Below are 26,754 nucleotides of genomic sequence, written 5' to 3'. Positions count from 1 at the left end.
CTACCTTTCATTACGTTCTAGGCCGCCGACTTCTTGAGCCGATGTTGGTATTTGCAAAACCTTTCGTAGGTCGTCCGCCTCCAACTCAGCTATCACAGATCCATCAGGACCTAAATGCTGAACAGGCACTTGAAAACGCTTCAGATCAAACCAGCGCATCCCTTGTGCAATAAACTCTTTTTGTCGCTCCAAAATCAAATACTCATACAGTATGGTAAAATCTGTCCAGCTGGATGGATAAAATTCACGCAAAAGCTCCATAGTTAGCACTACATCGTCCCCTGAATATCTTCTATCCGACAACACCTGTAAATCTGCTATAGCTTCATCATTATTTCCCAATTGGATATTGCATTCCACACGATTCAGAAGCACTTCTTCTCCTCTGAATGCAAGCGCGATATGATAGGGTGTTCCCACATTAGAATTTATACTGCTTCTCTCAAACAAACTTTCATAACGAACTGGGAACAAAGTATTTTGCCCTTTGACCCATGCGGGGTTTTCTCTCTCATCAGTTACGTCATCAAACACGTTGGATGCAAACAAACTTCCATAATCATTTCGATCTATTCCATAGGCAAAGTCAGTCCGTTGAACCAAGGATATCTTACGCATAAGCATTAGATTACTTGGTAGATCGGGAGAAGAATACAACTGAGGATACCCTGTAGTCGAAGATTTTGCTGCTCGAAACTCTTCCGAAGTCATATCTCTAACAAAAGCACCAGGATTACTCCCTAGTAACTCATTTGAATATTGAAGACACCTAATGAAGTCTCCTGTAAACAAGTAATAACGAGATGCAAAAGCCAATGCGGCATTTTTGGTGAAGTGATATTTCCCACTATTTGAATAAAAGCTATCGTCAACTAATTCTAACCCAAGTTTCAGATCATCCTCTATTTCTTCATACGTCTTGTTTACAGACGGCCTTTCATATTCAACCAAAAATTCAGTCTCTGGAGTTTCAATATATGGTACACCCAATCCTGACCCGTCTTTCAATATCCAATTGTCCTCACTAAATAAATTGACCAACATGAAATGACCATACGCCCGAGCTAATAATGCCTCTCCTTTGATCGCGTCTCGATAAGGTATATCAGTCTCATCTATTTCCAATTCATCAATAATATTGAGCACCTCATTGGCATGAGCAATTGCCGTATAGGTTTGGTACCAGAAAAAAGCTGGAGTATCCTGCTCATTAGGATCCGAAAATGGATCATCCCACACGTACATTTGTTGATGTGACGGTCTAAGCGTTGTGCCGATTGTATAGGTGAAATCATCAGACATCCAGTCTGTAAATGCATAACTGGCATCAGAATAGGCGTTAGTCATTAATTGTGCCGCCTTATCTAAATCATCCAGAGAAACTCTATTATCTGGAATTTCTTCTAAAAAAGAATTACAGGCACTTAAGGCAATAAGTAAAAGAACTGCCCCTTGCTTAAGCTTATCCACTAATAAGTCAATTAAATTCACAACAAATACTGTTAATCTCTGTATCAATTTCTTCATATCATTAGATTCCAATGTTTAAAGAAAATGTTACTAACCTGGGTTGTGGTAAGGATACCCCTCCCGAACTGAAAAATTCAGGATCTTGGCCATTCAGCGCATCATCCGAATAGATCAACCATAGGTTTTGCCCTTCTACACTCAAATTCACTGTATTCAATCCGATTCTACTAACCCAGGTTGTTGGCAGTTGATATGACATCCTCACGGTCTTAAGTCGTATGTAGTCTCCATCGGCCACCCTAATATCACTTTTATTATAAAGTGAATAGCTCGTCAAATCGGCTCCACCAGCAGCTACCGTTCTTACTGGCAATATGGCTGGAACATTGGTAATATCCTCATCCCCAGGCACTACCCATCTATTGGCTAGTTCTGCTGGCAACGCATCAAAATCAGTATAACTTGCTTGTACCACGTCATTCAAGCGTATCTTATAATCGAACTTGCAAGAAAGCAATACACTCAAAGACAAGCCTTTCCAGGTAAACGTATTTGTCAAACCTGCTCCTCCTCTAGGTTCCGTGGAGCCTTCATACTTTAAAGTGGTGGTTAAGTTGTCCCTACTCTGCAAATCGTATTGCAACACCACTTCTCCATTCTCATCGTAAAAGGTAGGATAACCAGAACTATTAAGACCGGCAAACTTAGAAGAGAACAACCCTCTTCTTGGCCCACCTAATACTGCCGCTCCATTTTGCCCTAAAGCATCTACGATCCTTGGTCCAAAATCCAAACGTGTGATCTTGTCTTTTGTATAGCCAATATTAAAATTTGTGGTCCATGAAAAATCGCCACGTGTCAAATTCACTGTATTCAAGGTAAATTCAAATCCATGAGATTCCATGTCTGCAAAGTTTCCTGTTTTCACGCTTTGACCTCCCACTCCACTAGTCAATACCTGCCCTATCAAATCAAATGACTGACGACTATACCAATCAATAGAGGTGTTTATTCTACTATTCATCAGTCCAATATCAACTCCTATATTTAATTCTTTCAATTTTTCCCAAGTCAGCTCCGAGTTAGTTAGATCTTGGATATAAAGGTAGGGTTCTTGATCAGTAGGCCTAACCGTTACATCAGCCTGCAAATTCAGCAAGGCACTTGCGTTTGGTGGAAGGTTTCCTGAGATACCATAAGTACCTCTCAATTTCAATTGGTTGATTACAGACAAATTAGACATGAAATTTTCGCTATGAATATTCCAAGCACCACTCACATTCCAGGTAGGTAAGTATCTGGCACTTTTACTTTCTCCCAATTGATTAGAGCCATCATACCTCACCGTGAAATTGGCTATATACTTTCCTTTATAGGCATATCCGCCATTTAAGAACAAACCAATGAAACGATCTCTCAACTGATTCTGAGAATAAATATCAATATTTTGAGAATTGAAGAACTCTACAATATTTGGGTCGGTTACCGCAATGCCTCCACTCTCATAAACTACTCCTAATCCAGTAGTGCTCTTTTCGCTTCTATTGGTAAACCTAATTTCCTGCCCCCCCAATACATTGATTTGATGAATTTCATTGTATGTCTTAGACCACTCAGCACTGACTCGACTGAAGAAATTCAGCATATCACTTTTATCCAAATAATTAAAACCACCGATAGGCAACACCACAACTGGGTTCAAGCCAGGATTATCAGGATCTCTATATAGCAAGTTATTGGCGTCCTGAATAAATTGTGTCTCGTTAGCTCTATAGGCTTCGGACTGATTGGACTTCTCATGGACGGTATGATCGCGCTGAGTAGATGCATACCTTAATTGCATGACACCTTTGAGGGAAATGTTTTTAGTTGGATTAAGTTCAAAATCAGTTTGAGTAGAAACATCAGCTACTGTGATGTCTATAAAATTATAATTGAGCTCTTCCAAAATATTGAAATCAGCATAATTTCTTCTGAAGTATTCTAATTCTCCATTTTCATCATACGGGCGAATGGAACGACTCGTATTAAGTGCATAACTCAACGGGTTAATGTCAAAGCTCCTGCTGTACCTTCCAGTAATCGGGTCAAACTCTCTATTCCTTGTTCCTGGCACGGTTTGGTCCCGGTAACTAGCAGATAGTTTTAATCCAAAAGTGAATATGTCAGACAAAAAATAGGTGTTTCTTGAGCTTGCTGTTAGTCTTTGCACTTTGTCGGCAATAGTCTGCCCTGCATCGTTTAAATAACTAATTGAGTAATAACTATTAGACTTGTCCGTACCAGAAGTAAAACTCAATGAATGCTGTTGTTGCAATCCGTAGTCCCTAAAGAGAACATCAAACCAATCCGTATTGGCGTTTTCATACTGATTGAGAAATTGTTCATTCAGCCCGCCTCCAGCGCCCCAGGGTATTTCATGCTGAGCAATTTTTGTATACATCTTGCCCATAGCTCCATAGTTCTGCGCCCTCACAGATGTCGTGATGTCAATTAGTCCCTTTTGGGTCATTTCTCTATACACTGACATCTCCTCTGCAGAATTCAATAGACTGAATTGATTGTAAGTTGGGCGAATTTTTACGGAATAGTTTCCGGAATAATTCACTCTCAATGCACCGCTTTTACCACGTTTAGTTGTAATTACAATAACACCATTAGCCGCACGCGCTCCGTAGATGGCTGTAGCAGAAGCATCCTTCAATATTTGAAAAGATTCAATATCATCGGGGTTGATGTTGGCAATCGATGAGCTGATTAGGGTGTTAGCATTTCCAGAAATAAAATCGTCAGTATTGACATTAGACAAATCCTCTAAGATCACTCCATCGACCACAAAAAGTGGCTGGTTATTACCATTGATAGAGGCGTTTCCTCTGATTCTAATTTTAGGCGATGATCCAAAGGTGCCTGATACATTATCTACATTTACTCCTGCTACTCGTCCTTCCAGGACACGGCTGACGTCCACAATACCATCCACTTTGATATCATCCATCTTCAAGCTCTCAGAAGCTCCAGTAAACAGCTTTCGGTCTACTTCTTGGAATCCATTCACCACTACTTCCTGAAGTGCAACAGACTCTTCTTCAAGTTTGATTTGGAATTTTTGATTGGCACTACCGATTTTTATTTTTTGCTCTTTCATCCCAAGCATACGAACCACCAACACCTCTCCTTTGGTCGCTGTAAGAGAAAAATTACCATCCAAATCTGTAATGGAGCCATTAGTAGTATTCTCAATAACTACTGAAACGCCAACCATAGGTTCTCCGCTTGGGTCAACTACTTTTCCGGATATGCTTGTTGTTTGAGCAAACAGAGATTTGTTCGAACAAAAGGACAACACAAAAAACAATAAAAATCCTAAGCCCCTTCTAGCCATCAATCGAAAACATTTATAAGAATTAAGTATTTATTTTTTTAATTCTCGTCCAAGATAAAGGCGTAGATTAATTCTATTTCAAGCGTATTCAAGTACTTGGCATATTCTTCATCAGTTAGACTATTGAGATAATCATTTATCTCGGTATTAGAATTAAAACGAGAATTCAGAGCCGCGATTGTGTCATCATGAAACCAACCTCCAAATGTTGCTGGCTGACTAATCCAAAGCCTTTTTTCTTCCTTAATATTAATAGAGAATTCTTGCGTAAATTCATCCTCATCCTCTTTGTTTTTAAGAACTAAATCGTCACCTTCAATAGACCACAAGCCGTCGTCAATCAAGCTTGGGGCACCTTCTAAACCGACAGTTCGATCAAAAGTATTATCACCATTTAAAGACAGGGTGTAACTGGTATAGGTAAAACCACCAAAAGTAATACCATCAATCGGAGCAGGTGTATCCTCATTACTTGTAAACCCTGCAGGAAAATCAGCTAATACAAATGATTCCAGCTTCCAAGTCCCAGAACCCTCTGCAGGCTCAGGATCTTCACTACTACAAGCAGCAACAAAAACAAGAGAGAAAGCAAACAAAACGGATTGTAAAAAATTTTTCATATGATACGATTTATGGGAATTACTCTTCGTTTATGCATTCCCTTTTGGTTGAAATTTTGAACCTTTTAAATATATCAACTTAAAAGGCAAAGACCCCTGTTTTAAAAATTAAATTTTGAGTAATAATTATACGCAAGGGATAATTACGCAAGACTATCATTAAACTCCCAAATAACAAATGATCTATAACCATAGTCGCTTGGTGCATTTTACTGCAATTACTAATTAAACAAAAAAAAATTACAAATAGTTGAAGCTAGGCATTCGTTTGTGTCTAGTTTTTTGAATTTCATTCAAATCCGAGTAGACATCGATCATAATTTACTATTAATTTACGTCCAAACGAATCATCGAAACACACTTGGCAACTCACAACAATTTTCTACAATCTCTTGCACAAAAGTGTCAGGATCAATTTGGCAACCAATGTGATCAGCTCACCATCATCTTCCCCAACAAAAGAGCTGGTGTATATTTTGCTGATTATCTGGCACAATTATATGATCGCCCGATTTGGTCGCCCGTCATCCTAAGCTTCGAGGAATTTGTAGAGCAAAAACAAAACAAGAATTTTGCGGATGACCTTCAGATGATTTTTCTCTTGTATAAAGCTTACAAAGAGATCGTAAAACAACCGGAGGATTTTGATGTCTTTTTTCCATGGGGTGAGATGATCCTCAAAGATTATAATGACATCGATAACTATCTGGTAGATGTTGATCACATTTTTAGAGTCATAAAATCACAAAAAGAGCTCGACGAAGCTTTCCAACATTTATCTGAAAAGGATCAACAGATCATTCAAGGATTTTGGAAGGGCTTCCTTCCTACTCCCAATAAAAAACAAACTGAGTTTATATCCACCTGGTCGATTCTTGCTGAATTATACGCTCGATTCAATGCGCTTTTAGACGAAAGTGGATTGATCTATAAAGGAAGAATGTTTCGCGAATATGCGGATCAAGTTTCTTCCGAAGAAACAACTATTTGGTTTGCCGGATTCAATGCCTTGACCAGAGCTGAAGAAAAGATCATCAAGTCTTATTTAGAATTTGGTACAGCGGACATCTTTTGGGATGTGGATGAGTATTACTTCAATGATAACAATCAGGAGTCAGGCACTTTTTTTAGGGAATATGCAGCTGATGAGCATTTCAAAGCAAGTATCACAAGGGATCTAAAACAAACGATCAATGAGGCCAGTCTATCTATTGACGTTCTGTCAGCTCCTTTTGGAATGGGGCAAATTAAAGCCGCTGCTCAAAAAATTGAGAAGTTGTCTCTTTCAAGTGCTGAGCAATCAGAATTACTTGTCATTCTTACGGATGAATCATTACTTCAGAATGTATTGCATGCCCTACCCGAGCAAATTGAAAAAGCAAACGTGACAATGGGATGGCCAATTGCCCAATCCAGAATCTATCTTTTCATCTCAAAAGCCATTTCACTCTATGACAAGTATCAGTCCAATGGTTTAAAAAAAATATTGCATAAAGAAGTGCTGAACATCCTTGAATACAATGACCTGCTTAACATTACTCAAGAACGAATCAACAAGTTTGATTCGATTGGTATTAAAAACAATAACGTATATCCATCGGTTGAATACGTTATAGAAGAATTCCCAGAGCTCGGTACAATTCTAAAATCAGTTGAGACTACACAAGAGCTCCTCACTCAATTCATTGCATTCTTCAGCGAATTGGAATTCAATAATCTCACTGACATAGACCGTTCTGTAGCAGTGTTGATTCATAGCACGCTGAAAAGGATCGACTCTGCCCTAAAACAGCATGGCGTAGCACTCAGCTTTACCTCATTTAACAGGCTCTTTCTAAAATTAGGAAATACCCTTAAGTTGCCGCTATCTGGAGACCACAAACAAGGCATACAGATGATGGGGATTTTAGAAACCAGAAATCTTTCTTTCAAGCATGTTCTAATTATAGGAATGAATGAAGGAAAGTGGCCCAAAGACAGCTCAAACACCTCTTTCATTCCCTACAATATTCGAAAAGCATTTGATCTCCCTACGGTCGAACATCAAGATGCTATGCAGTCTTATTTGTTTTATCGTTTGTTGCATAGTGCAGAAAACCTTTGGATCTCGTACAACAACATATCTGAATTCAATCATAATGGTGAACTAAGTCGATATGTGCGGCAGTTACAGTTTGAGTCTAACCTTGCCTTTAATACCTCGGCTCTAGTGAACCCAATTGTGGCCGAATCGTCGCCAGAAATCACTATTCAAAAACAAGGAGAGGTACTGAATAAGTTAGGTGAATTTCTAAGTACTGAGTCTGAGCCAATCAAAAGGTTATCTCCTTCAGCTCTGAATACTTATATAGACTGCAAGCTTAAGTTCTACTTTCAGCACATCGAAAAAATCAAGGAACCCGATGAGTTATTGGAAGACATGGATCCCTCGTTGTTTGGCAACCTCTTACATGGCGCCATGGAGCACCTGTATGAAAACAAAAAGCATTGGACGGCAGAAGATATCAAGCATTCTAAAACTGAATTAGATCAAGCCATTCGACAGTCCTTCAAAGATCAAAAACTTTCTGAAGAACGTGTACAAACCGGACGTCAATTAATAGCCTATGAGGTCATCAAATCTTATATGCAACGTATTTTGGTTTTTGATGAATCTCATTCACCTTTTACTATTCTAGGACTAGAAGCCACGGATTACTTTGTAGACTTCCCTATAGAAACCATCGATGGAAGTGTGAAGGTTGGCCTCAAGGGTGTCATTGACAGGATCGACGAATATGGCGAAACAGTAAGAGTCCTGGACTATAAATCTGGGAGAGACGACAGAAAGTTCGGGTTGATGTTCGATTTGATTGACGGCAAGTCGAACAAAAGAAACAAAGCAGTATTTCAACTTTTCTACTATTGCCTACTTTATAAAGAGAACCACCCGGACATAAAACGCCCCATTCAGCCAGGATTATTCAACAGTAAAGATCTGTTTGACGATAAATTCGATGCTTTAATTACGCAAACCATCGATCGCAAGAACAGGTTAGTGCTCAACTATGCTGACTTTGAAGAAGAGTTCAAAGAGGTACTGCTTTACTTACTCACAGAAATGTTCAACCCCGATATCCCCTTTTCACAGACCGAAGATGAGCAAAAATGTCAGTATTGTGCTTATAAACAGATTTGCAATAAAGGATAGTCTTACAGAACTTTAGCCTATATAATTTCACTAGTTTTGATAAACAAAAACAACTAACGCTATGCTTAAAAAAGTAATCATTGGATTGGTCGTCGCATTTGTAGCATATTTCGCTTACGGTGTACTCACTACGCGATCACACAGTCCATTAACTACCACTGAAAGGAGCTTGGGAGATTTAACAGTTTCAGTTGATTACTGTCAACCCTACAAAAAGGGTAGATTAATCTTTGGTGAAGAGATTGAGGAGGCATTAGTTCCTTATGGCAAGTATTGGAGATTAGGAGCAAATGATGCTACAGAAATAACTTTTAGTCAAGATGTAAATTTTGCAGGAGAGTCAGTAGCAGCTGGAAGATATAGGATGTACGCTGTACCCTACAAAAGTAAATGGGAAATTTCTTTAAACAGTCAGCTGGGTGAATTTGGCTATTTCGAACCGGACTATGCGCTCGATGTTTTGAAAGTGAATATTCCAACTCGGACCAACCCTAATACAATAGAGCAATTCACAATGACTTTTGATACTGATTCTACAAGTTTATACTTAAATATGGGGTGGGATACCACTATGATAAGGATACCAATAACTAAAGAGTAAGACTAAAGACATAAAAAAACCATTCCGATAATCGGAATGGTTTTTTTATGTCTTATATAATGGAGGCTTAAGCCAACTGAGCATCTAATTTTCCAGCCAATACATTTTTTGGAACCGCTCCTACTTGCTTATCTACCACTTCGCCATTTTTAAATACAAGCAAAGTTGGGATGCTTCTTACGCCATATTTAGCAGACACTTCAGGGTTAGAATCAACATCTACTTTTCCTACAACTGCCTTCCCTTCGTAATCCCCAGCAAGCTCTTCCACTACAGGTCCAATCATCTTACAAGGTCCGCACCATTCTGCCCAAAAATCCACCAATACTGGTTGATCGGTTGATAATACGTCGTTGAAGTTGCTGTCTGTAATTTCTACTGCTTTGTTCATGTCTATTGTTATTTAAATATTGTTATGCATCGAAAAACGCAAATATAGTAGAAATAGTTAAGGCCAAAAGATTGATTTTGGCAATGAGCAGATAAACAAAAACTATTTAGTTTTTCAATAGTACACCGTTACTGTATTCATACTCAAGCGTCACATTTCCGTTCTGATCATACCATTTGGCTGCCCCGTGCATCTTTCCATCGTACCAATTACTTTCTTCCATGATCTTGCCGTTGTCATAATATTGAGAACGCTTTCCTTGGAACTCTCCAGCCACATAGTTTCTTTTTTCAGTGATCACTCCATTATTGTAATAGATAAACTCACCCTCCTCGATTCCATTTACATAGTAAGCCTTCAAAGTCAGTTTGCCTTTGTCATCCATTTCCAAATGTGTACCATGCATGGTTCCATTCACATAGGTAGAAATTGATTTCACCAATTCATTCGGATGATAAGTAATCCAGCTTCCATTTCTAAACCCATTAAAATACTCTCCTTGCTGCTCAACCTTTTCTCCAAAATGAATGGTAGCCTTGATTAATCCTGGCATATGATCAAACTCCACTCTTTCCGCATAATCAGGTAAGTTATTCAAGCTCTCGGCTCCACCGGAGGTGACTACACCAGAATCACATGCAGCTAAAAAAATTACAAATCCAATTAGAAAATAAATACTGTTTTTCATTTCAAATGATTTTGATTCAAAAGCCCAAATGTAATTTTTTTACTTGAAATTTTCCTGCACCTTATTCCAATCTTCAATGGTGTCTACATCAATTAGTTCAGGTAGTTGAGCATAACTTCTATTTAGCAGCGAAATAGCCTTAATAGTATGACTGAATACTTTGTCAGTACTCCAATCAATTCCTTCAAACAGGGAAGGCTCAAATGATTTCATACCGAGAAGGTAATACCCGCCATCGTTAGCTGGCCCAATTACAAAATCATTTTCTTCTAATTTTTGGAATGCCTCTTTTAAATGAAATGATTTGAGTTGTGCGCAGTCTGTTCCGATGATACAGACCTTTTCATACTTTTCTAATTCATTGCTGATGGCCTGAGCCATTTTAGTGCCCAATTCTCCTACGCATTGAAGCTTCTTTTGAGTATTTATCCAGTTATCTTTCTCATCTATGTGTGTCGTATAATACACGATTAAATCAATCTGAGCTTTTGCGGTTTGTTCTTGCGTATAAGCTAGCAACTTATGGTATATATCAAGCGCGGCCTCATCCCCTACATCTTTAGCCAACCGAGTTTTTACTTTCCCCAACTCTGGGTTCTTCGCAAAAATGATCAGTGCTTCCTTAGACATTTTTTAACAAAGGTTTATTTTTCAATATTTCATAAACAGCTAAACCGATGACCAAAATATACTCCAGTGCTATCCAACCCATCGGATGCTGATAGCTACTATCAGAATAGCCCAGGTATGATATAAATATTATCCCTGACCACATGACCGGAAAAGCAAAACCTGTAAAACAGCTAAATGCCACTAAAGGAATAACATACCAAGGATGTACGGTAGTAGCAAAAATCAGCTGAATGAATAATACGACAGTAAACGCTTTCGCCCATCCGGTTTGATCATTGACCGCAAATAAGGAATACCCAACAATGAGCACAAAGGCAATGACAGTAAGCCAAGGACCAGCAGTCTGTACGATATCATATCCCTTGACCCAAAACCCTACTTCCCTAGTCAGAAAAAAGATGCCGGCATTAAATTCAAATTTTCGAAAGAACAGGTCTAAGCCATTACCTAATCCATTAATGATTTCTAAATTCAAAAAAGGCAACGAAAATATGATCATGTTAACACCTATAACCGAATAGCTCAATAATGATTTTTGAACACCCATTTTCTTAATGAGCAAAGGCAAGAACATCAATGGAGTCAATTTGGCTAATACGCCAAAAGACAAGGCCATGGCTCCTCTTACCCATTTGTTTTGTTCGTAAAACCACCAGGCCAATAGAATAAAAAAGATTACCACTCCTTCAAAGTGAATATTTCCAGTCAATTCGAGTATGACCAAAGGGTTTAAAGCATACAGCGAAACATGTGTAGCACTTCTAGTCATTTGAAATAGCAGATAGATGACTCCCATTTCAAATAGCAACAGTACGAATCGCATCACCATCGCAGACCAGAAAACATCATTAATGCCAGAAAGCGCTGGAATGGCAAAGATATATTGACTAATAGGCGGGTAAGTGGAGTGGTATGTTTGTGAGTTTAATTTCTTATATAGATCATTATATTGATTAGTCAGATCATCCACCAAATCCGCTGGCGTAGACTGATAAGGACTAATCCCTTCTGACCAAATTTGTCCATCCCAAATGAAGCGATAATAATCATCAGACAAGCATGGAGCTCCAAAAAACAAAAGCAATCGAATCAGCAATGCGGTGACTACCAACTGAGTGAAACTAAAATCAATTTTAAAAATGATGAGCAGGTAAAAAACAAAAGCAACTCCGTAGATTGGAACCAGCCACGAGCTACTTCTTTCGAATCCATAATGCACACAAAGCATTGGAATAACTAATCCCAGAATAAGCCAGCCGGTTTTAAACCCCAAAGGCTTTTTAGGCATGCTTGATGTGTTTCAATGAATGGAAGAATACAATGCCAAATCCTATAGCCAACATGATATGAAAAATGATCAGCCCAAAATCATGCAGCATCCAAGCAGAGGCAATGCCCCAGATAAAATAAACACACAACATCCCCTCGACCAGTGTCCCCCAGGTCAGTTTGGGTTTTATATATTGATTGTTGGACCAGCTTTCAGATCTTTTCGTAATGTTGAATTTTGGTGTCCTAATGAACGGCGTCTTAAAGCCCAAAAAACCTTCCATCACTGCGACCGCATTGTGTAAAGCCAATCCCATGGAAAAGGATAGAAATAGTGGGAATTTCTTCAAGAAAGTGGATTTAGTTTTCACCTTGACTATTTGCTTCAATCCTACATAGTAAAAAGCAGCTATCGAAAAGAAACCAATCAAGAACAAACTTCCCAAATTGAATAGCCACTCCAAATTTGGATTGGAACTTTTGATATACAGCATAGGGATGCTCAAGATAGATGCCGCGAGCAGTAGCACAAACACACTGCTATTCAACAAATGCATAGCAGCATGAGCTTTTGTTTTAAAAGACTGATCAGACCGAAAAACATTGAATAGATTTTTCTTCGCCGTTTCAGCAGCACCTTTGTTCCATCGATATTGTTGAGACTTGATCGCCGACATGATAACTGGAAGTTCGGCCGGCGACTCTACGCTTTCATCAAATTGAAATTGCCAGCCCTTGAGTTGTGCTCGATAACTCAGGTCCAAATCTTCAGTCAAGGTATCCGCCGACCACCCTCCTGCGTCCAACACGCATGACTTTCTCCAAATACCCGCCGTTCCATTAAAGTTCATAAAGCTACCGGAGCGATTCCGTCCTCCTTGCTCTACTGTAAAATGAGCGTCCAAGCCAAAAGCTTGCATCTCTGTCAGAATAGAATAATTTTTATTGACATGGCCCCAGCGAGTTTGGACCATACCTATCTTCTCATTCACAAAATAACCTACCGTTCTTTTGATAAAATCAGGATTGGGTAAAAAGTCAGAGTCAAAAATAGCAGTAAACTCGCCCTTGCAAATGGAAGTACCATAGGCCAAGGCACCAGCTTTAAATCCCTTTCGGTCATCTCTCCTAACCTGTTGAATATCAAATCCTAGATTCTGATAGTGCTTAACTTTTCCTTCAATGATATTGATCGTTTCATCGGTAGAGTCATCTAATATCTGAATCTCAAGTTTATCTTTGGGATAGTCTAGTTGGACGACACAGTCAATCAGCCTTTCGGCAACATACCTTTCATTATAGATAGGAAGTTGAACAGTAACAACTGGCTCGTAAGTATTGTCAAACGAAGCGGTTATTTTGGATGATGGACGAGTATATACCCAAGTCAGGTGCAACTGCCCTAAGCTGAACAAAAATATGGCTAACAAAGCCGTACAATAAACGACCACTATGATCCACTCCATCTACAAATATCTAAATATCGTTTGAATGATTTTGTATCCGGCTAATAGGGTGCCCTTAATAGTTCCGGATATCTTTGATACACCAATTCGGTTGCGATAGTTCACCGGCACCTCGGCTATTTGCATTTTCATCTTGGCTGCTTTCAATTGCATTTCTACCGTCCAGCCATAGGTTTTATCCTGCATGTCCATCGCCAACAAACTTTCATATCGAACAGCTCTGAATGGCCCCAAATCGGTGTATTGTACTTTATATAAAATTCGCAAAAGATAAGTAGCCAACCAATTACCAAAAATCTGTTGGGGAGTCATGGAACCTTTTTCTTTTTTACCCAAAGCCCTGGAACCAATCACCAGATCAGCATTACCCACTCGAATAGGTTCTAACAGCGCATGAATGAACTCTGGAAAATCAGAATGATCACCATCCAAAAACACGACTGTATCAGGTTTGGGCTCATCCAGATCAGCTATATGGGACATTCCTTTCAAACAAGCATTACCGTACCCACGTGCCGCTTCTTCCAGTACCACAGCTCCTCGCTCTTTGGCTACCTCTATCGTATCATCCGTAGAACCATTGTCTACTACAATGATATGCCTCACGCGGTTTTTGGGTATTTCATCAATGACCATCCCTACTGCATTCTGCTCATTGAGCACGGGAATGATCACATCTACGATTTGAGGTTTGGGCATCAATCCTCCGGGTAAGGAATGAAAATGAAATTGGTGAATTTCTCATCTACCACAAACAAGCAACAAAACTCATCTGGATTTTTATAGGCTTCCTTGAAGATATCGACATTTTTTTCTTTCACTAGATCACGCTGAACAAACTCATCCAAATACGAAGCTGAATAATTCCATTCCGCATCGAGCTCCTTTTGCTTGATCAAAATCTGCCCCACGCCTACATCCGTTTTGGCAATTGGGAATATGGGATATTCGGAAAAGCCTCTACTTCTGATTTGATAAGAAGCTTCTTTTAGATTATCTGATACTTTGATAAAGTCCTGAGTGATAGTTCCCAGGTATTTGCCGCTTAATTCAGGATCGTTATTCATTCTAAATTCAAGATTTGAAATTCAAGATTCAAAATTAGCTAGGATACTTTCTGTAACAAAACAATATGGACGCCAAGATCAGTTCTTGTAGAATCAAAAGCTAACAATAGCTCTATACTCAATGCATGATCCCCTGATCCTTCAACAGCTTGTACTTTTCTCCACAATTCATACTGGTTAACTCAGAGCCCTTAGCTCCTTTGCCTTTTTTGTATTGTGCCTTGTTTTCAGCTACGTAGGAATTATAAAAGGCTTGCGCTTCTTCTCTGAATACATCTATAACATGTCCATCCACTTCCTGATTGTGCGCATCATTGTCCGGATAGGCTTCAATAAGTTTAGTCAATTCTGAATCAATTTGGTCCAAATCATTGATGTCCAACTCTCCATGATTAAATCTCGGAACGCCTAAGACAAACTTGGTGATATAATGAACGGCATAGATATCCTCAGCCTCCAATGAAGCTCCTTTCACTTCCAATTCTCGCTGCATAGGAAGCGCAAAAGATTCAGCAATAAATGAGCGCTCTGTTCCATCTTGATAAACCAGCTCTTCGTATTTCTCCTGCATTTTTTTAGTACCGGCTAACGGATCTTTACCGTTCTGCCGATTCTCCTTCTTTTTTGCAGCAATAGCCTTCTCCGCAGGTTTTAGTTGGGGAGCCGTTGTATTCCAAGTGCTTAGAAATTCATAAAGTGGTTTCCTGATTTTACTCTTTTCAGAATGATGAAGCGTAGACACCTTAGCTGAAATAGCATCTTGTGCTAAAGTAGGAATGGTAAAAAAAACAACTATGACAAAAGCGGCAAATGGTTTAATTGTATGCATGGTGATAGTGCTTTGATTTCGAAACATAAATTTAGAAATATTTTGAACTCATTCCTATCCCTACCCAAAGTGCGATATTAAACTTATCTCTCATTTCATGCAACAATATTGCATTTTTAAATTGCAAATTATATAATTGCAACAATATTGCATTTATAACTATACCAATGAAAAACATCTTTATAAGTCTCGACCTTGTAGGATTCCTATCTTCGTTACTATGTGCGATACATTGTGGCGGTCTTCCACTTTTAATCAGCTTTACATCATTTTCAGGGTTAGGCTACCTCAATAACCCCTGGATTGAAATTACCCTGATTCTCTTTAGTTTGAACATCGCCTCCTATGCTTTAATCATTGGCTATAAAAGATGCCATCATCGTCCACTGGCCTTGATCATTGTAGTCATTGGCTTTGTGTTCATCCTGTTTGGTCATACTTCTAGTTCAGAGTGGTTCGAAATCGCTTTTTCAACCCTTGGTGCGGTAGCCATCGCTAGTGCACACTTTGTCAATTGGAAGTATATGAGGTATGAATACCTCAAAAAATCTACAAACTGATCAGTTAGTACAATTAAATACCTAAAAAATTCTCTAAAAGTCGAATCAGATCCTTCTAAAATTAGAACAATAATCTTATGGCAAAGTTCATAACCTTTCATATACTCCTGATTGTGCAATTCCTCTGCGTCTCCAATCTATTTGCCCAGGAGGACCAAAACTTCTCTCCTCCCGAAAAGGCACCCTTAGTGGTAGCCTCCAAAGCTGCTGGTCAAATCAAAATAGATGGCAAACTCAATGAATCAGATTGGCAAAAAGCAGAGGTCATAACTTCCTTCTTTAAAATGGAGCCTAGACAAGGAGGTGACTATTTGTATGACACCAAAGTCAGTCTATTGTATGATGACAAGAATCTCTATGTTGGAGCCTTTTGCAAAGATTCATTGGGACGAAAAGGCATCAGAGTACAAGATTTAAGACGCGATTTCAAATGGGGAGAGAATGATATCTTTTTCGTTCAATTGGATCCTCAAAATCTAAAGCAATATTGCGTCTCGTTTCAAACCACTCCCTATGGTAATCAACGTGACCTTCAGAATTTTAACGACAGCAATACAGACAACGATTGGAATGCACTTTGGTCAGTACGAACCCATCGCACCGACTCCGGCTACTTTGCAGAGTTTGCCATTCCATTCAAGTCCATTCGCTACGACGAAGTGCCAGATGGACAGTCCCCAACTTGGGGAATCACCTTTAGCCGATTAGCTCGGAGAGATTACGAGCAAACGGTTTTTCCTGCGATACCGCAATCCTTTTCGCCCTACCGAATGACTTATGCAGCTCGCCTGGAAGGATTGGAGCTGCCAGAACCGAGTGCCAATGTCAGAATTGAACCCTACACACTTTATCAATATGATCAAACCGAAGACGGAGATACTCAAAATTCTACTGGCGAGTTGAAACTTGGAGGAGATGTAAAATGGGCCATCAACTCTCATTCTGTTTTGGATCTCACCTTCAACACTGACTTTGCCCAGGCAGACGTAGACAGAGCAGTAAACAACCTCGAACGGTTCAATATTTTCTTCCCCGAAAGACGACAGTTCTTTCTCGAAAACTCAGGCATATGGGCTGGAGCAAATAATAATTCAGTCGTACCTTTCTTTAGTCGAAAGATTGGCTTAAATGGTAGCTTTAATGCCGAGCCAGCCAGAATTGACGCTGGCACACGGTATACGATGAGGAATGAAAAACTATCCATTGCAGGACTATACATCCACCAGGCCGAAACGGATAAATCTCCCGGTGCTAGCTTTATGGCTGGACGATACCTTCAGAACTATGGCAATGAAAACAACGTGGGCGTCATGGTTACCCATCGGCTGGATCAACAATCCACTAAATTAGGAGCTCAACAAAGCAACAATACCACCGTCTCACTAGATGGTTTTATCAGACCAAATGACGAATGGGAAGTTTCTTATCTCATTTCTGGATCTAGAGACAACTCGAATGACACTCTTGGAATAGCAGGAACTTTTTTCGCCGGTGCCAATAGCAACAAATATTATGTTGGCTGGCGCACTAATTTCGTCTCGGAAGACTATAACCCTGATATGGGCTTCGTTTTCCAAAAGAATGTAATCAATCACAGCCCGGGAGGATATTATATCTGGCGACCAAAAAACATATCATGGATCAGGAGATGGGATCCTGGGGCTTTTATAAATTATTACCATGATTTTGATTCTCCTGACAATTTCCAACAAGCCAATATTTACCTATTCCCTGTTTATATCTACTTCATAGACAACAGTTTCTTGCAATACGCCATATTCCCAACCTGGCAAAACATCAATTTCAGTTTTGCTCCACTGGGCCTTTCCATACCTGAAGGGGACTATTACTATACCAGGCAGCAGGTCAACTTTAGGACTAATCAGTCGGCCAAAGTTTCTCTAACAGGCAGTATAAATTGGGGCGGATTTTACAATGGGAAAAGAACAACCATTGAAGGAGGGCTAAGAATTGCCGCTATTCCACATGCTGCTCTTACCGTCGATTATGAATACAACAAGCTAACAGATATTGGAGAGGTTCCACAGCAGTTGAAAACACATTTGACCACCATAGGCTCACGATTTGCATTGAACCCAAGGGTTCAGCTTTCGGCTTTCTATCAATACAATACCTTCGACGAACAAGGACGATGGAATGTACGTGCGAGCTGGGAGTATCAGCCGTTATCGTTTCTATACCTGGTATTCAATGATACCCAAATCGATGGACTGGATGATCCTTTTAGCGAACAGCAGTTCATCGGAAAGCTTACTTTTTTAAAACAGTTTTAGAAGTATTCATTTAGGCCATTCAAGTCTAGGTTGATAGAGAAATCTACTGACAAGTACCATTAAATTCACACCTGATGAAGGTCAAAATTCGGGAAGATGTGGACAAAATACATATCCTCATCAAATACAACAGTATAGGTATTCCAGAAAAGGATCTCTCATTTGTGTTTGGAAAATTTAATCAAAGCGATCACACCAAAGAGAAAATAGAGCCAGATGTATTAGTAGAGTTTACAGGTCAAAGCAAACGCAGTGTTTATAGAAAAATAAAGAGCAACACAGGCCTCTCTCTGATGCAATAAATCAAGGAATGCAGATTAAGGAAAGCCCTACAAATGCTCGAAAACAAGGAATAACCTACCGTTTCTGAAATCTCTTATGCGGGAGGATTCAATTACTTGAGCTACTTCACAAAAAGCTACAAAGAGGGATTTGGCTAACAACCATCGGATTATCTGGATTGAAATGAATAACTAATCACAAGGGAAATTAGGATCGGTATCGCATCATTTTGATCTAAACAGATACTTCCCGTAAACTCTGTTTGAGGTAGTTCTTAATTAGACAATCTCTGGCTCGCCTTCTATAATACCATAAAAGGCTTCATCTTTTCCCTTCTCCAGTGCCCATCCAGCATTTCCAAAATCAAAATGCCAGTATTCTTTCAAGTCCACTACAAAATCCTCTGCTTCAAAAAGACCTATAAGAAGTGCTCTATTTTCCTTCGCTTCCGTTGATACTTCCGGATGATATGGATAACACTTTTTATTCAGGTCAATTTTCAATCCATCGTTGGTTCCGAAATCCATCACACAGTCTGCCTTCAGATCATAGATAAGCGCATCTACCGCTCCACCTGTTGTATGTGTTGATTCCTTTTCCGGCGCAATGAAATAAGAAACGATGCTATGAATTTCATCAATTCCCATATCTGGATGCTTTTTAAGCTGGAGAGCAACACATTCATCCCACAACATTTTTTGGTGATCGAAAGATCTCCATACCGAGCGGATAATCAAACGTTTATGGTCTTCATCCAGCGCCCGACTAATTCTCCCTATTTTTTCAAAAATAGGCTCACGTACCAAATACCTGTAGTTCTCTTTCATAGATGGCTCATAGACCAAATTGAATCCCGCACCCAATAAACTCTTCATCGGAGAATGATCTTCTCTAATCTTGATGGATGGAAAAAGTTTCTTGTGATTCAAGTCTTTTTCCTCCACCATTTTGCAATATTGGTCGGTATTTATTCGCATTGATATATTTTTTAGAAATTGTTTGTGAGCACATAGCTGAAAGCAAGGCTCCATAATTTAGACCAAAACTGACTCTGTCTCCCACCTTCAGCACTTTATCTTGGGTATTCATAATTAAATGGTCACTGCTGGCACCAAGTATGACCATATTTTCAGGGGGTATTAATTGATCCGTCTGCACATCCAACTTACCTATAGCTAAAATGGCTCGTTGTATCTGGCCTATATCTTCAAAAACAGGCTTATTGCCGAACGCATCTAAACCAGACTCTCCAAAGGGAAGAGAGGGCTTAAGACTTGTTTCTATGACCTCAGCAGACAACGAAAAAGCATCGGTATGTAAATCAGGAATGGCTATTCTTTCTAAAGTTTCACGGCCTAGAAATATGGATTCTCCCAAACGAAAATTGTTAATTCTCCCCAATATTTCTGATTTTGAAAACCAATGATAATTGGCTGAATTGCCACCTGAGATAATGGGCAATGATATATTGAATCTTTTCTCAAGATCTACGGCCAATGATGATAGTGCTCTCATCTTTCGAGCATTGGGCTTTATCCCTCCAAAACAGGCTAAATTGGTTCCGATTCCGACCAGCTTAATGTTTGGCAACCTTAGTATTTTCCTTACCACGCCATTGAGATCGATGGGCATCACTCCTTCTCTTAGGTCTCCCATCTCGATCATCAGAATGATCTTATGAATCAGGTTCTCTTTTTCTGCCGCTTTTGACAATAACCGAATAATTGCAATGTCACTATTCAAGCTTATTTCGGCATATTTCACAACAGAATCCACTTCGCTAGCCAGTGTTCTAAGCAAAAGGAACTTAGCACGTACTCCAGCATCCAATACCCGTTTGATGTTAGCTATCCTTGAATCTGCAAGAAAATTGAGTCCATTGTTAACCAGAATATTTGCTAAACTGGGATCCCCTCCTACAGCCTTGGTGACAGCAAAAATATTGATTCCCCTAGATCCAAAAAGTGCTTTAACTACATGGGCGTTACTGGCAATTTTCTCCAAATCGATGACTATTTCTGGACTAGACATGCCGCTTGGTTCCTTTTAGCAAGCTCCGGGAATATCTCATATATTTTTTTTATCAATTTCCCACACCCATGTTTTAGTACATCTGTAGTGGGTAAATGGTATTCTTCTTCATAATTCAATACTGTTTGATCCACTTCCTGATCAGTCATATCTTCATGATTGATTGTAATGGCAATCACTTTAGCATTTGAAAAGGTTTCAATCAAATGAATCTCACTGGCCAGTGTGGGCATAGGAATCGATGGATAATCACAATGATTAACTCTTTTAGGAGGATGCTGTACTATAACGGCTTTGGGGATAGCTCCACGGATAATGGCGGTAGAAGAAGTAAAAGCTGGATGACTCAATGCACCTTGCCCTTCCACGATAATTATATCAGGGTTTTCATGCTCAACGGCATTTAGAATAGCGTTTTCGACTTCACCGGTAGAAAATCCAGAACTCAGTACATCTACGGCTATCCCGTATTTGGAGCCTTGAAGCAACCCAGTTTGTCCGGTTGAAATAAAAACAGCCTCAATGCCTTCTCCTTTTAATGCCTCTACTAATTTGACGGCTGTAGTTCTTTTACCCACTGCACAATCAGTTCCAAAGACAGTGATGATCGGAGTTTTGACAGCATGAATTCGTCCGGTAAAAATATGAAGATCTTTTCGTGCCGGTGGTTTTCTAATGTCACTCAAGGTCACACCATATTGAATAGCCAATTGAACAAACTCATCATCATCGGTAAAAAACTCAGGTAGTCCATTCACGATATTCATTCCAGATTGCATCGCACTGATAATTACATTCCTTTGCTTAACATTCAGAAATGGTTCCAGTGGCGCAATGCCGTATATGAAAAATTGAGGTGTTTGATTCAATGATGTGATCGCTTGATCAATACTCCCAAAAACTGGTACCCCATTTTTTATTCCGTCAAGGTATTCACCTGCATCTTGTCCATTTTTCGTGCTATCTATTACCCCTTTAATTTCATATTTTTCAGAGTATCTCACCAAGCCATTGGCCACTTTACCATCTAGTTTTCCTAACTCATTTTCGCTATAGACTAATGCAGTCATTTTCATTTTGATATAATTTATTGCTTGAAATCAGCGTATCAGATCTTTTCCAAAATCGGATATTGAACATGTATTTCATGTCTGATAATAATAAAAGGCAGTATTGTATAGACAAACACTCATTTCTGAGTTATCGAATTTCGAACTACTAGCCAGAAGATGGCTGCACTGTTGTCTAAACAAGAATGTAGAAGCATGAGCACTGGCTCACTATACAAAAATCGTCAATTGTTTGCCAGATCAGTTATATATTCAAATCGGAGGTTTACACAAATCACACTTCTGAAAAGCAAGCGGTACGACTCCCATACAAATACTTGTCTATCCGGATTGAAAAAGTCTCAATGGGTTGCAGGTCTATAATGCTAACCAGACCACCCTACCGATGTCTTAGTGTTTAAACTTAATAGATTGACTTTTCTATCTTTAATTTTCCTTACTAAGGAAAGAATCAGCCAATAATTGCAAAAAATGAATGGTGGTATGACGATCAATCCTCCGATCAAAAATTGTTTGGAAAACTGAATGGCGGTATTTAGCCAGGCATATTTGAAGAGTACAGTTTCGGAGTGATTAAACGCAAAGCTGCCGATTAGACCTGCGATCCAATATAAGGGTATCATGGTAAAAGTATTCCATACAAGTAAGGATAAAATCATAGCAAACTTGTTTAGTCTTTTAAAAGAAATGGCTAGTAAAACCACAATAACGCCACTAAATCCTGGGGTAGGAAAAGCAGAAATAAACGTACCTAAAGCAAAACTAAATGCCACCTTTCTTTCGGAATCATGGGATTTCAGGATGGCTACCATGTTTCTTCTGAATTTGTACCTGATTTGCTCTATGAGCTTGCTTGCTTTGGTCATATAAAATAAATAAAAGCTATTAGTTAGGCTGATGTAGGCCATCTGCTCAGAGCCAAAACTTCATGATTTGAGCAAATGAGATATTAGGAACGACAGATCAATAAGTTTGTAACTCATCAAGAATGACATTTAATTCTATCCTGGTTTTATTCAGCTTCACCATAAGCAGATTAAGCATAGACTCTCGTTGTCCTTCTTCAAAATGAAAATCCTCATCGCATAGTGCTGGAAATCTCCATTTGAGCATGACCATTTGTTCTCGCCAACTTCTTGTTATGTTCATTATATAATCGAATTTCTAAGGTGCTGTAAATCAGGAAACAATTGGCAAATTTGGTTGATAAGTTTATCACAACCATGAGTCATGACATCAGTAACTGGAATTTGAAAAACCTCCTCATATTCTTCAATCACATCATCGATTTCCTTTTCCAACATGTTTTCTTGATTGATCGTAATAGCCATTACATACGGGCCTGCAGATTCTTCAATGAAATCGATTTCAGCTTGGAGAGATTGGATAGATATATCAGGATGCGTATCGTAATGCCTTCGTTTGGGTGCATGTTGCACAATTATAGCATCAGGGAGTGCACCCTTGAGAATAGCAAAAGTTGAAGTAGCAGAAGGATGACTAAGTGGCGCCTGTCCTTCTATAATAATCAGATCATAAAATTGACCTTCATCAGCCTCTAAAATCGCATGTTCTATTTCACCCACAGCAAACTCTGAAGTCAATTGATCTATTGCGACTCCATGTTTTGCTCCCAGTAGCAAACCAGTCCTCCCTGTGGCCACAAAACCAGCCAATAGGCCTTCTTCCTTGAATGATTCAATTAATTTCTGAGCTACAAGACATTTACCAATGCTGCTATCCGTTCCTAAAATCGCAATAACCGGTGTACTCATGCCTTGAATCCGCCCAGTGAAGTTATGTAGTTGATCTCTGGGTACGGGCTTTGTCACATCAGTAATTGTTACCTGATACTTTTTTGCATAATCAACAAACCCTTTATCATCAGTAAAAAATTGAGACGTTCCATTGATGATATGCATGCCATACTTCATGGCTTCGAAGAAAATGTGCCTTTCTTTTTCTTCCACTTTGGTGCCTGAGAATGAAACTCCATAGATAAAGCATTCAGGCCGGGCATTCAATCTTTTTATTGCGTATTCAGTGCTCTTGTATATTGGAATTCCGTTGGATATGCCATCCAATAATTGCCCAACATCCTGACCAGTTTTTGTGCTATCAAGGACGCCAACAATATTATATTTTTGAGAATACTGTACCAAGCAATGAACTAGACTACCATCTGATTTATTAAATCCGTTTTCGTAATAAATAAGGGCTGTTGTTTTCATAATTTTCTTGTGTTTATTTTAACAGCCAGTGAGTCTGAATTGGCGTAATTGATAGAGTCAAATATTTTCTCTACTGAGCGTCTTTATTTAAAATCTCCCTTTCGAATAGCACCCTATCTTTGGCATCCGGATGGCCCAGCACTGTACAGTAATAGATTCTTTTGATGTATCTCCTCACAATCAATTCTATATCCGGAGTAGCTTTCGCATAAACTGAATCGCCCACTCGGTACTTATTTTCATCATCTTCCATCTTGGCTTTACTTGTTAAATTTCACAGGCTAACGTCTTCGTAGCCACTTTTTATAATGATTGATAACATTTTGAATGCTTGTTTTGCCCTTATACTGTTCCAAATATGAGCTGGAATAACCGTTGCTTCCCCTGCAATCAATGTAGTAGAAGCCTCGTCTATAATAATTTCGGCCTCTCCCTCTAGGATTTGAATCATATGATCGAAGGGAGATGCCCTAACAGGTATACACTGGCCCGCATCGAAAGAGGAAATAGTTATGGTGCCAGTTTTTTTTCTCAAGATGAATTTGGTGACCACCGATCCCTTCTCATATCCAACCATATCGACTAGTCGATGATTGGCCGATTTCTCGAGTTCTGTACTATTCATTAATTTCTGCCATATCTCTACTTCATTCAATTGGCCTCGGTTTTACTCTCCTTTGCTTCTCTCTTTTCTTTTGGCTGCTTTTGCTGCCCGTTTTTCTTTTAATGTCTTCTCAGGTGCTTTCTTGCCTGATTTACTCTTGCCTTCTTTTTCTTTTGACATGATTGTTATAATTATAAGTAATGAGTCACTACAACAGCAGTTTTTTATTCCACACAAAAGTCGATTTATTCAGCAAGTAATGTGTTACACCCTGGCTTATCAACATTACATATATCCCACTTCTATGCAAGGAATTAAATGAAGTAAGGAAGCCTTGATATTATGGGTTTTGTCGCTCAGATAACAACCTTAGTCTTTGCCATAAGCAATAATTCTTGATAGAATTTCGGTTGAACTGCATTTTTAGGAATCAATATAATCTTGCCTTTATTAAACGATAAATAGAAATACTTTTCCTTCTCAATTATCATGTTCAATTCAGACCAGTTGCATTCAGATTCCAGTTTACCCTCGATATAAATCTCTAAAGATTCATTCGACATTTGAAAGACTGTCAAATTTGTTCTTGTGATTCCCTTGAGGTATTTATCTACCTTAGAGTTTGCTCTAGTAGATACTGTGTGAGAATTAATCTGAAGAATAATGACTCTGAAAATAAAGTACAGACCAGCAAAACCAGAGATAAGATACCATGGAATAATATGATGCTTGCCAAATTCAAAGCTGAATAGAGCTATGGCTATCAACAGCAAAGGCAACGCAATTAGTAGCAGTTTTAAAGTCGCTTTCCTATTAAATGCTCTGAGTTCAAGTAATTCGAGTTGATATATATTTTTTAGTTCCTCGAAATTACACTTCAGATCATATGGCACCCTTCGCCCAGACATGTTCGGCATTCTCAATGGTTGAAGAGTAGAAATATCAAAAATGCCATAATGGTTATGGAAGCCGAAATATAAAATGTAGTCGAGGTAAAAATAATTCTAGAAAAATTATGCTTGAAGCGTTCGCTGAAGCGCAAAGAGCGATTATTATAATCCGAGTAATCTTTTTTTATCATGAAGTACCTATGTATTTCACGAATACTTCCAGTGAAAAAATGAACTAGCACAAAGAAGACAATCACAGTAAATGCACCTAAATCCCTGAATACGCCTATCATTTCTTACTCAGCACTTTCTCTACTCCAATAAATGGAATAGCTCCAGCTCCCGTGACCTTTGGCAAAATACCATCCCATTTTTCTATGGCCTTGAGATTAGCTTCAATTTTTCTTAATTCAATCAGATCTGGTGAAATATTCATTTTTTGTAATCTTAGTGCCTCGGCTTCGGCCGTTGCGGCAGCTATAGTTTGTTGGGCTTCTACCTTTATCCTATCCAAGTCTCTTTTGGCCTTCAATGCATTTTGTTCAGCAGTTTGTTTTGCTTCTATTGCATCCGTAAATGTTTGAGAAAAGCTGAACGATATAATTGAGAAGGCATCCACAGAGATGTTTGATGCAAGCAATCGAGTAGTCAATGACTCTTGCATTTCTGTACTCACTGCGGGTCTCTTTGTGATTAGCTCTTCGGCCGTATACCGGGCAGATACCGCTTTCATTACTTCCTGAATGGCTGGATCAATAATCCGTTCTTTGAATTGCACGCCAATCGTTTGATAGACAATGTTTGCTTTATCTGGAATGATATGATAGTTAAGGGCGACCGAAAGGGCGACGTCTTGAAGGTCGGAAGATGCAGAAGCGGCATCCGTGATGGCCTTTTGAATCTTTACATCCATCAAAATAGCCGTTTGCATCACAGGCAGAAGAAAGTGAATTCCTTCATTCAAGACTTGATCCTGAACAGCCCCAAAATTCTGAACGATCCCTCTCTCTCCAGCTCCAACTTGAACCCATGGTTTAAACAAAAAAACCAAGACCAGAACTAACCCTACAATGAATAACTTCCTCCAATTACTATTGTAAAAAACATTTTTGATATCATTTATATCTGAGTTATCTATGGCTCTCATCTTTTATTGCAAAGATGAAATTGGCTCGACAGACTA

26 protein-coding genes are annotated in these 26,754 nt (G+C 39.1%); 5 read left to right on the top strand and 21 right to left on the bottom strand.

Translation table 11 applies throughout. From position 1 onward, the window contains the following. Genes R8N23_RS10790 through R8N23_RS10780 form a run of 3 tightly spaced genes read right to left on the bottom strand, consistent with a single transcriptional unit; the run spans position 1 to position 5,475 of the window. Positions 1–1,527, bottom strand: a complete 1,527-nt coding sequence (locus tag R8N23_RS10790; protein WP_318171607.1) for a RagB/SusD family nutrient uptake outer membrane protein — start codon at positions 1,525–1,527, stop codon at positions 1–3. Between the two features lie 4 nt (positions 1,528–1,531). Further along, entirely contained in the window at positions 1,532–4,855 is a 3,324-nt protein-coding gene (locus R8N23_RS10785; protein WP_318171606.1) for a SusC/RagA family TonB-linked outer membrane protein, read from the bottom strand. A 38-nt stretch (positions 4,856–4,893) separates the two neighbouring features. Beyond that, positions 4,894–5,475, bottom strand: a complete 582-nt coding sequence (locus R8N23_RS10780; protein ID WP_318171605.1) for a lipocalin family protein — start codon at positions 5,473–5,475, stop codon at positions 4,894–4,896. Positions 5,476–5,836: 361 nt separating this feature from the next. Between R8N23_RS10780 and R8N23_RS10775 the strand changes: the two genes are divergently transcribed. Together R8N23_RS10775 and R8N23_RS10770 are read left to right on the top strand one after the other, a co-directional pair. Beyond that, positions 5,837–8,665, top strand: coding sequence for a PD-(D/E)XK nuclease family protein (locus R8N23_RS10775; RefSeq protein WP_318171604.1), 2,829 nt, complete (start codon positions 5,837–5,839; stop codon positions 8,663–8,665). A 61-nt stretch (positions 8,666–8,726) separates the two neighbouring features. Continuing rightward, entirely contained in the window at positions 8,727–9,266 is a 540-nt protein-coding gene (locus tag R8N23_RS10770) for a DUF2911 domain-containing protein (RefSeq protein ID WP_318171603.1), read from the top strand. A 67-nt stretch (positions 9,267–9,333) separates the two neighbouring features. Here R8N23_RS10770 and trxA read toward each other — a convergent pair whose 3' ends face one another. From trxA to R8N23_RS10730, 8 genes are all read right to left on the bottom strand, one after another. Further along, positions 9,334–9,657, bottom strand: a complete 324-nt coding sequence (trxA, locus tag R8N23_RS10765) for a thioredoxin (RefSeq protein ID WP_318171602.1) — start codon at positions 9,655–9,657, stop codon at positions 9,334–9,336. A gap of 106 nt (positions 9,658–9,763) precedes the next feature. Further along, the gene (locus R8N23_RS10760; RefSeq protein WP_318171601.1) at positions 9,764–10,345 is read right to left on the bottom strand and encodes a toxin-antitoxin system YwqK family antitoxin; all 582 of its coding nucleotides are present in this window, start codon (positions 10,343–10,345) and stop codon (positions 9,764–9,766) included. Between the two features lie 39 nt (positions 10,346–10,384). Continuing rightward, positions 10,385–10,975, bottom strand: a complete 591-nt coding sequence (locus tag R8N23_RS10755) for a TIGR04282 family arsenosugar biosynthesis glycosyltransferase (protein ID WP_318171600.1) — start codon at positions 10,973–10,975, stop codon at positions 10,385–10,387. Further along, on the bottom strand, positions 10,968–12,266 hold the full coding sequence (locus R8N23_RS10750) for a hypothetical protein (protein ID WP_318171599.1): 1,299 nt from the start codon (positions 12,264–12,266) through the stop codon (positions 10,968–10,970). Before R8N23_RS10750 ends, R8N23_RS10755 begins: the two co-directional genes overlap by 8 nt. Further along, positions 12,259–13,713 (bottom strand): glycosyltransferase family 2 protein, encoded by a 1,455-nt coding sequence (locus tag R8N23_RS10745; RefSeq protein WP_318171598.1) that lies wholly within the window; start codon positions 13,711–13,713, stop codon positions 12,259–12,261. Before R8N23_RS10745 ends, R8N23_RS10750 begins: the two co-directional genes overlap by 8 nt. Further along, a complete protein-coding gene (locus tag R8N23_RS10740; protein WP_318171597.1) occupies positions 13,714–14,412 on the bottom strand; it encodes a glycosyltransferase family 2 protein in 699 nt (232 codons plus the stop codon). It abuts the gene before it with no gap. Next, complete coding sequence (locus R8N23_RS10735; protein ID WP_084370734.1) at positions 14,412–14,780, bottom strand: hypothetical protein; 369 nt, start codon at positions 14,778–14,780, stop codon at positions 14,412–14,414. Before R8N23_RS10735 ends, R8N23_RS10740 begins: the two co-directional genes overlap by 1 nt. Before the next feature lie 118 nt (positions 14,781–14,898). Then, positions 14,899–15,609 carry a hypothetical protein gene (locus tag R8N23_RS10730; protein ID WP_318171596.1) on the bottom strand — a complete coding sequence of 237 codons (711 nt, stop codon included), beginning with the start codon at positions 15,607–15,609 and terminating at the stop codon, positions 14,899–14,901. Positions 15,610–15,776: 167 nt separating this feature from the next. Here R8N23_RS10730 and R8N23_RS10725 point away from each other — a divergent pair, with 167 nt between their 5' ends. From R8N23_RS10725 to R8N23_RS10715, 3 genes are all read left to right on the top strand, one after another. Beyond that, complete coding sequence (locus R8N23_RS10725; protein WP_318171595.1) at positions 15,777–16,169, top strand: MerC domain-containing protein; 393 nt, start codon at positions 15,777–15,779, stop codon at positions 16,167–16,169. Positions 16,170–16,246: 77 nt separating this feature from the next. Further along, positions 16,247–18,463 (top strand): DUF5916 domain-containing protein, encoded by a 2,217-nt coding sequence (locus R8N23_RS10720; protein WP_318171594.1) that lies wholly within the window; start codon positions 16,247–16,249, stop codon positions 18,461–18,463. A 74-nt stretch (positions 18,464–18,537) separates the two neighbouring features. Continuing rightward, positions 18,538–18,765: a hypothetical protein gene (locus R8N23_RS10715; RefSeq protein WP_318171593.1), complete on the top strand. Its 228-nt coding sequence runs from the start codon at positions 18,538–18,540 to the stop codon at positions 18,763–18,765. Positions 18,766–19,023: 258 nt separating this feature from the next. Here the strand turns inward: R8N23_RS10715 and R8N23_RS10710 are convergent, their stop codons facing one another. The 10 genes from R8N23_RS10710 to R8N23_RS10665 all read right to left on the bottom strand — a co-directional run bounded on the left by R8N23_RS10710 (position 19,024) and on the right by R8N23_RS10665 (position 26,718). Further along, positions 19,024–19,620, bottom strand: coding sequence for a M15 family metallopeptidase (locus R8N23_RS10710; RefSeq protein WP_318171592.1), 597 nt, complete (start codon positions 19,618–19,620; stop codon positions 19,024–19,026). Positions 19,621–19,636: 16 nt separating this feature from the next. After that, positions 19,637–20,776, bottom strand: a complete 1,140-nt coding sequence (locus R8N23_RS10705; protein ID WP_318171591.1) for an alanine/ornithine racemase family PLP-dependent enzyme — start codon at positions 20,774–20,776, stop codon at positions 19,637–19,639. Further along, positions 20,758–21,852 (bottom strand): DUF1611 domain-containing protein, encoded by a 1,095-nt coding sequence (locus R8N23_RS10700; RefSeq protein WP_318171590.1) that lies wholly within the window; start codon positions 21,850–21,852, stop codon positions 20,758–20,760. The genes R8N23_RS10705 and R8N23_RS10700 overlap by 19 nt, the downstream gene beginning before the upstream one ends. 359 nt (positions 21,853–22,211) lie before the next feature. Next, positions 22,212–22,712 (bottom strand): DUF2062 domain-containing protein, encoded by a 501-nt coding sequence (locus tag R8N23_RS10695; protein ID WP_318171589.1) that lies wholly within the window; start codon positions 22,710–22,712, stop codon positions 22,212–22,214. A gap of 97 nt (positions 22,713–22,809) precedes the next feature. Continuing rightward, positions 22,810–22,995, bottom strand: a complete 186-nt coding sequence (locus R8N23_RS10690; protein WP_318171588.1) for a hypothetical protein — start codon at positions 22,993–22,995, stop codon at positions 22,810–22,812. Beyond that, complete coding sequence (locus R8N23_RS10685; protein WP_318171587.1) at positions 22,995–24,077, bottom strand: DUF1611 domain-containing protein; 1,083 nt, start codon at positions 24,075–24,077, stop codon at positions 22,995–22,997. The genes R8N23_RS10690 and R8N23_RS10685 overlap by 1 nt, the downstream gene beginning before the upstream one ends. Positions 24,078–24,147: 70 nt before the next feature. Continuing rightward, positions 24,148–24,330, bottom strand: a complete 183-nt coding sequence (locus tag R8N23_RS10680; RefSeq protein ID WP_318171586.1) for a hypothetical protein — start codon at positions 24,328–24,330, stop codon at positions 24,148–24,150. 21 nt (positions 24,331–24,351) lie between these two features. Further along, positions 24,352–24,732, bottom strand: a complete 381-nt coding sequence (locus tag R8N23_RS10675) for a cupin domain-containing protein (protein WP_318171585.1) — start codon at positions 24,730–24,732, stop codon at positions 24,352–24,354. A 305-nt stretch (positions 24,733–25,037) separates the two neighbouring features. After that, complete coding sequence (locus R8N23_RS10670; RefSeq protein ID WP_318171584.1) at positions 25,038–25,598, bottom strand: YcxB family protein; 561 nt, start codon at positions 25,596–25,598, stop codon at positions 25,038–25,040. A 262-nt stretch (positions 25,599–25,860) separates the two neighbouring features. Continuing rightward, positions 25,861–26,718, bottom strand: coding sequence for a prohibitin family protein (locus R8N23_RS10665; protein ID WP_318171583.1), 858 nt, complete (start codon positions 26,716–26,718; stop codon positions 25,861–25,863). Positions 26,719–26,754: the final 36 nt, after the last annotated feature.

It is taken from the genome of Reichenbachiella sp. (assembly GCF_033344935.1).
Lineage (GTDB): Bacteria > Bacteroidota > Bacteroidia > Cytophagales > Cyclobacteriaceae > Reichenbachiella.
Note: the sequence above shows the minus strand (reverse complement) of the source record. Positions and strands in the feature narration are given on the sequence as shown.

Excerpts from the sequence above, each read along its gene's own strand:
- R8N23_RS10790 (WP_318171607.1), bottom strand. The coding sequence starts at position 1,527 with ATGAAGAAATTGATACAGAGATTAACAGTATTTGTTGTGAATTTAATT.
- R8N23_RS10785 (WP_318171606.1), bottom strand. The coding sequence starts at position 4,855 with ATGGCTAGAAGGGGCTTAGGATTTTTATTGTTTTTTGTGTTGTCCTTT.
- R8N23_RS10780 (WP_318171605.1), bottom strand. The coding sequence starts at position 5,475 with ATGAAAAATTTTTTACAATCCGTTTTGTTTGCTTTCTCTCTTGTTTTT.
- R8N23_RS10770 (WP_318171603.1), top strand. The coding sequence starts at position 8,727 with ATGCTTAAAAAAGTAATCATTGGATTGGTCGTCGCATTTGTAGCATAT.
- trxA (WP_318171602.1), bottom strand. The coding sequence starts at position 9,657 with ATGAACAAAGCAGTAGAAATTACAGACAGCAACTTCAACGACGTATTA.
- R8N23_RS10760 (WP_318171601.1), bottom strand. The coding sequence starts at position 10,345 with ATGAAAAACAGTATTTATTTTCTAATTGGATTTGTAATTTTTTTAGCT.
- R8N23_RS10755 (WP_318171600.1), bottom strand. The coding sequence starts at position 10,975 with ATGTCTAAGGAAGCACTGATCATTTTTGCGAAGAACCCAGAGTTGGGG.
- R8N23_RS10750 (WP_318171599.1), bottom strand. The coding sequence starts at position 12,266 with ATGCCTAAAAAGCCTTTGGGGTTTAAAACCGGCTGGCTTATTCTGGGA.
- R8N23_RS10745 (WP_318171598.1), bottom strand. The coding sequence starts at position 13,713 with ATGGAGTGGATCATAGTGGTCGTTTATTGTACGGCTTTGTTAGCCATA.
- R8N23_RS10740 (WP_318171597.1), bottom strand. The coding sequence starts at position 14,412 with ATGCCCAAACCTCAAATCGTAGATGTGATCATTCCCGTGCTCAATGAG.
- R8N23_RS10735 (WP_084370734.1), bottom strand. The coding sequence starts at position 14,780 with ATGAATAACGATCCTGAATTAAGCGGCAAATACCTGGGAACTATCACT.
- R8N23_RS10730 (WP_318171596.1), bottom strand. The coding sequence starts at position 15,609 with ATGCATACAATTAAACCATTTGCCGCTTTTGTCATAGTTGTTTTTTTT.
- R8N23_RS10725 (WP_318171595.1), top strand. The coding sequence starts at position 15,777 with ATGAAAAACATCTTTATAAGTCTCGACCTTGTAGGATTCCTATCTTCG.
- R8N23_RS10720 (WP_318171594.1), top strand. The coding sequence starts at position 16,247 with ATGGCAAAGTTCATAACCTTTCATATACTCCTGATTGTGCAATTCCTC.
- R8N23_RS10715 (WP_318171593.1), top strand. The coding sequence starts at position 18,538 with ATGAAGGTCAAAATTCGGGAAGATGTGGACAAAATACATATCCTCATC.
- R8N23_RS10710 (WP_318171592.1), bottom strand. The coding sequence starts at position 19,620 with ATGAAGAGTTTATTGGGTGCGGGATTCAATTTGGTCTATGAGCCATCT.
- R8N23_RS10705 (WP_318171591.1), bottom strand. The coding sequence starts at position 20,776 with ATGTCTAGTCCAGAAATAGTCATCGATTTGGAGAAAATTGCCAGTAAC.
- R8N23_RS10700 (WP_318171590.1), bottom strand. The coding sequence starts at position 21,852 with ATGAAAATGACTGCATTAGTCTATAGCGAAAATGAGTTAGGAAAACTA.
- R8N23_RS10695 (WP_318171589.1), bottom strand. The coding sequence starts at position 22,712 with ATGACCAAAGCAAGCAAGCTCATAGAGCAAATCAGGTACAAATTCAGA.
- R8N23_RS10690 (WP_318171588.1), bottom strand. The coding sequence starts at position 22,995 with ATGAACATAACAAGAAGTTGGCGAGAACAAATGGTCATGCTCAAATGG.
- R8N23_RS10685 (WP_318171587.1), bottom strand. The coding sequence starts at position 24,077 with ATGAAAACAACAGCCCTTATTTATTACGAAAACGGATTTAATAAATCA.
- R8N23_RS10680 (WP_318171586.1), bottom strand. The coding sequence starts at position 24,330 with ATGGAAGATGATGAAAATAAGTACCGAGTGGGCGATTCAGTTTATGCG.
- R8N23_RS10670 (WP_318171584.1), bottom strand. The coding sequence starts at position 25,598 with ATGCCGAACATGTCTGGGCGAAGGGTGCCATATGATCTGAAGTGTAAT.
- R8N23_RS10665 (WP_318171583.1), bottom strand. The coding sequence starts at position 26,718 with ATGAGAGCCATAGATAACTCAGATATAAATGATATCAAAAATGTTTTT.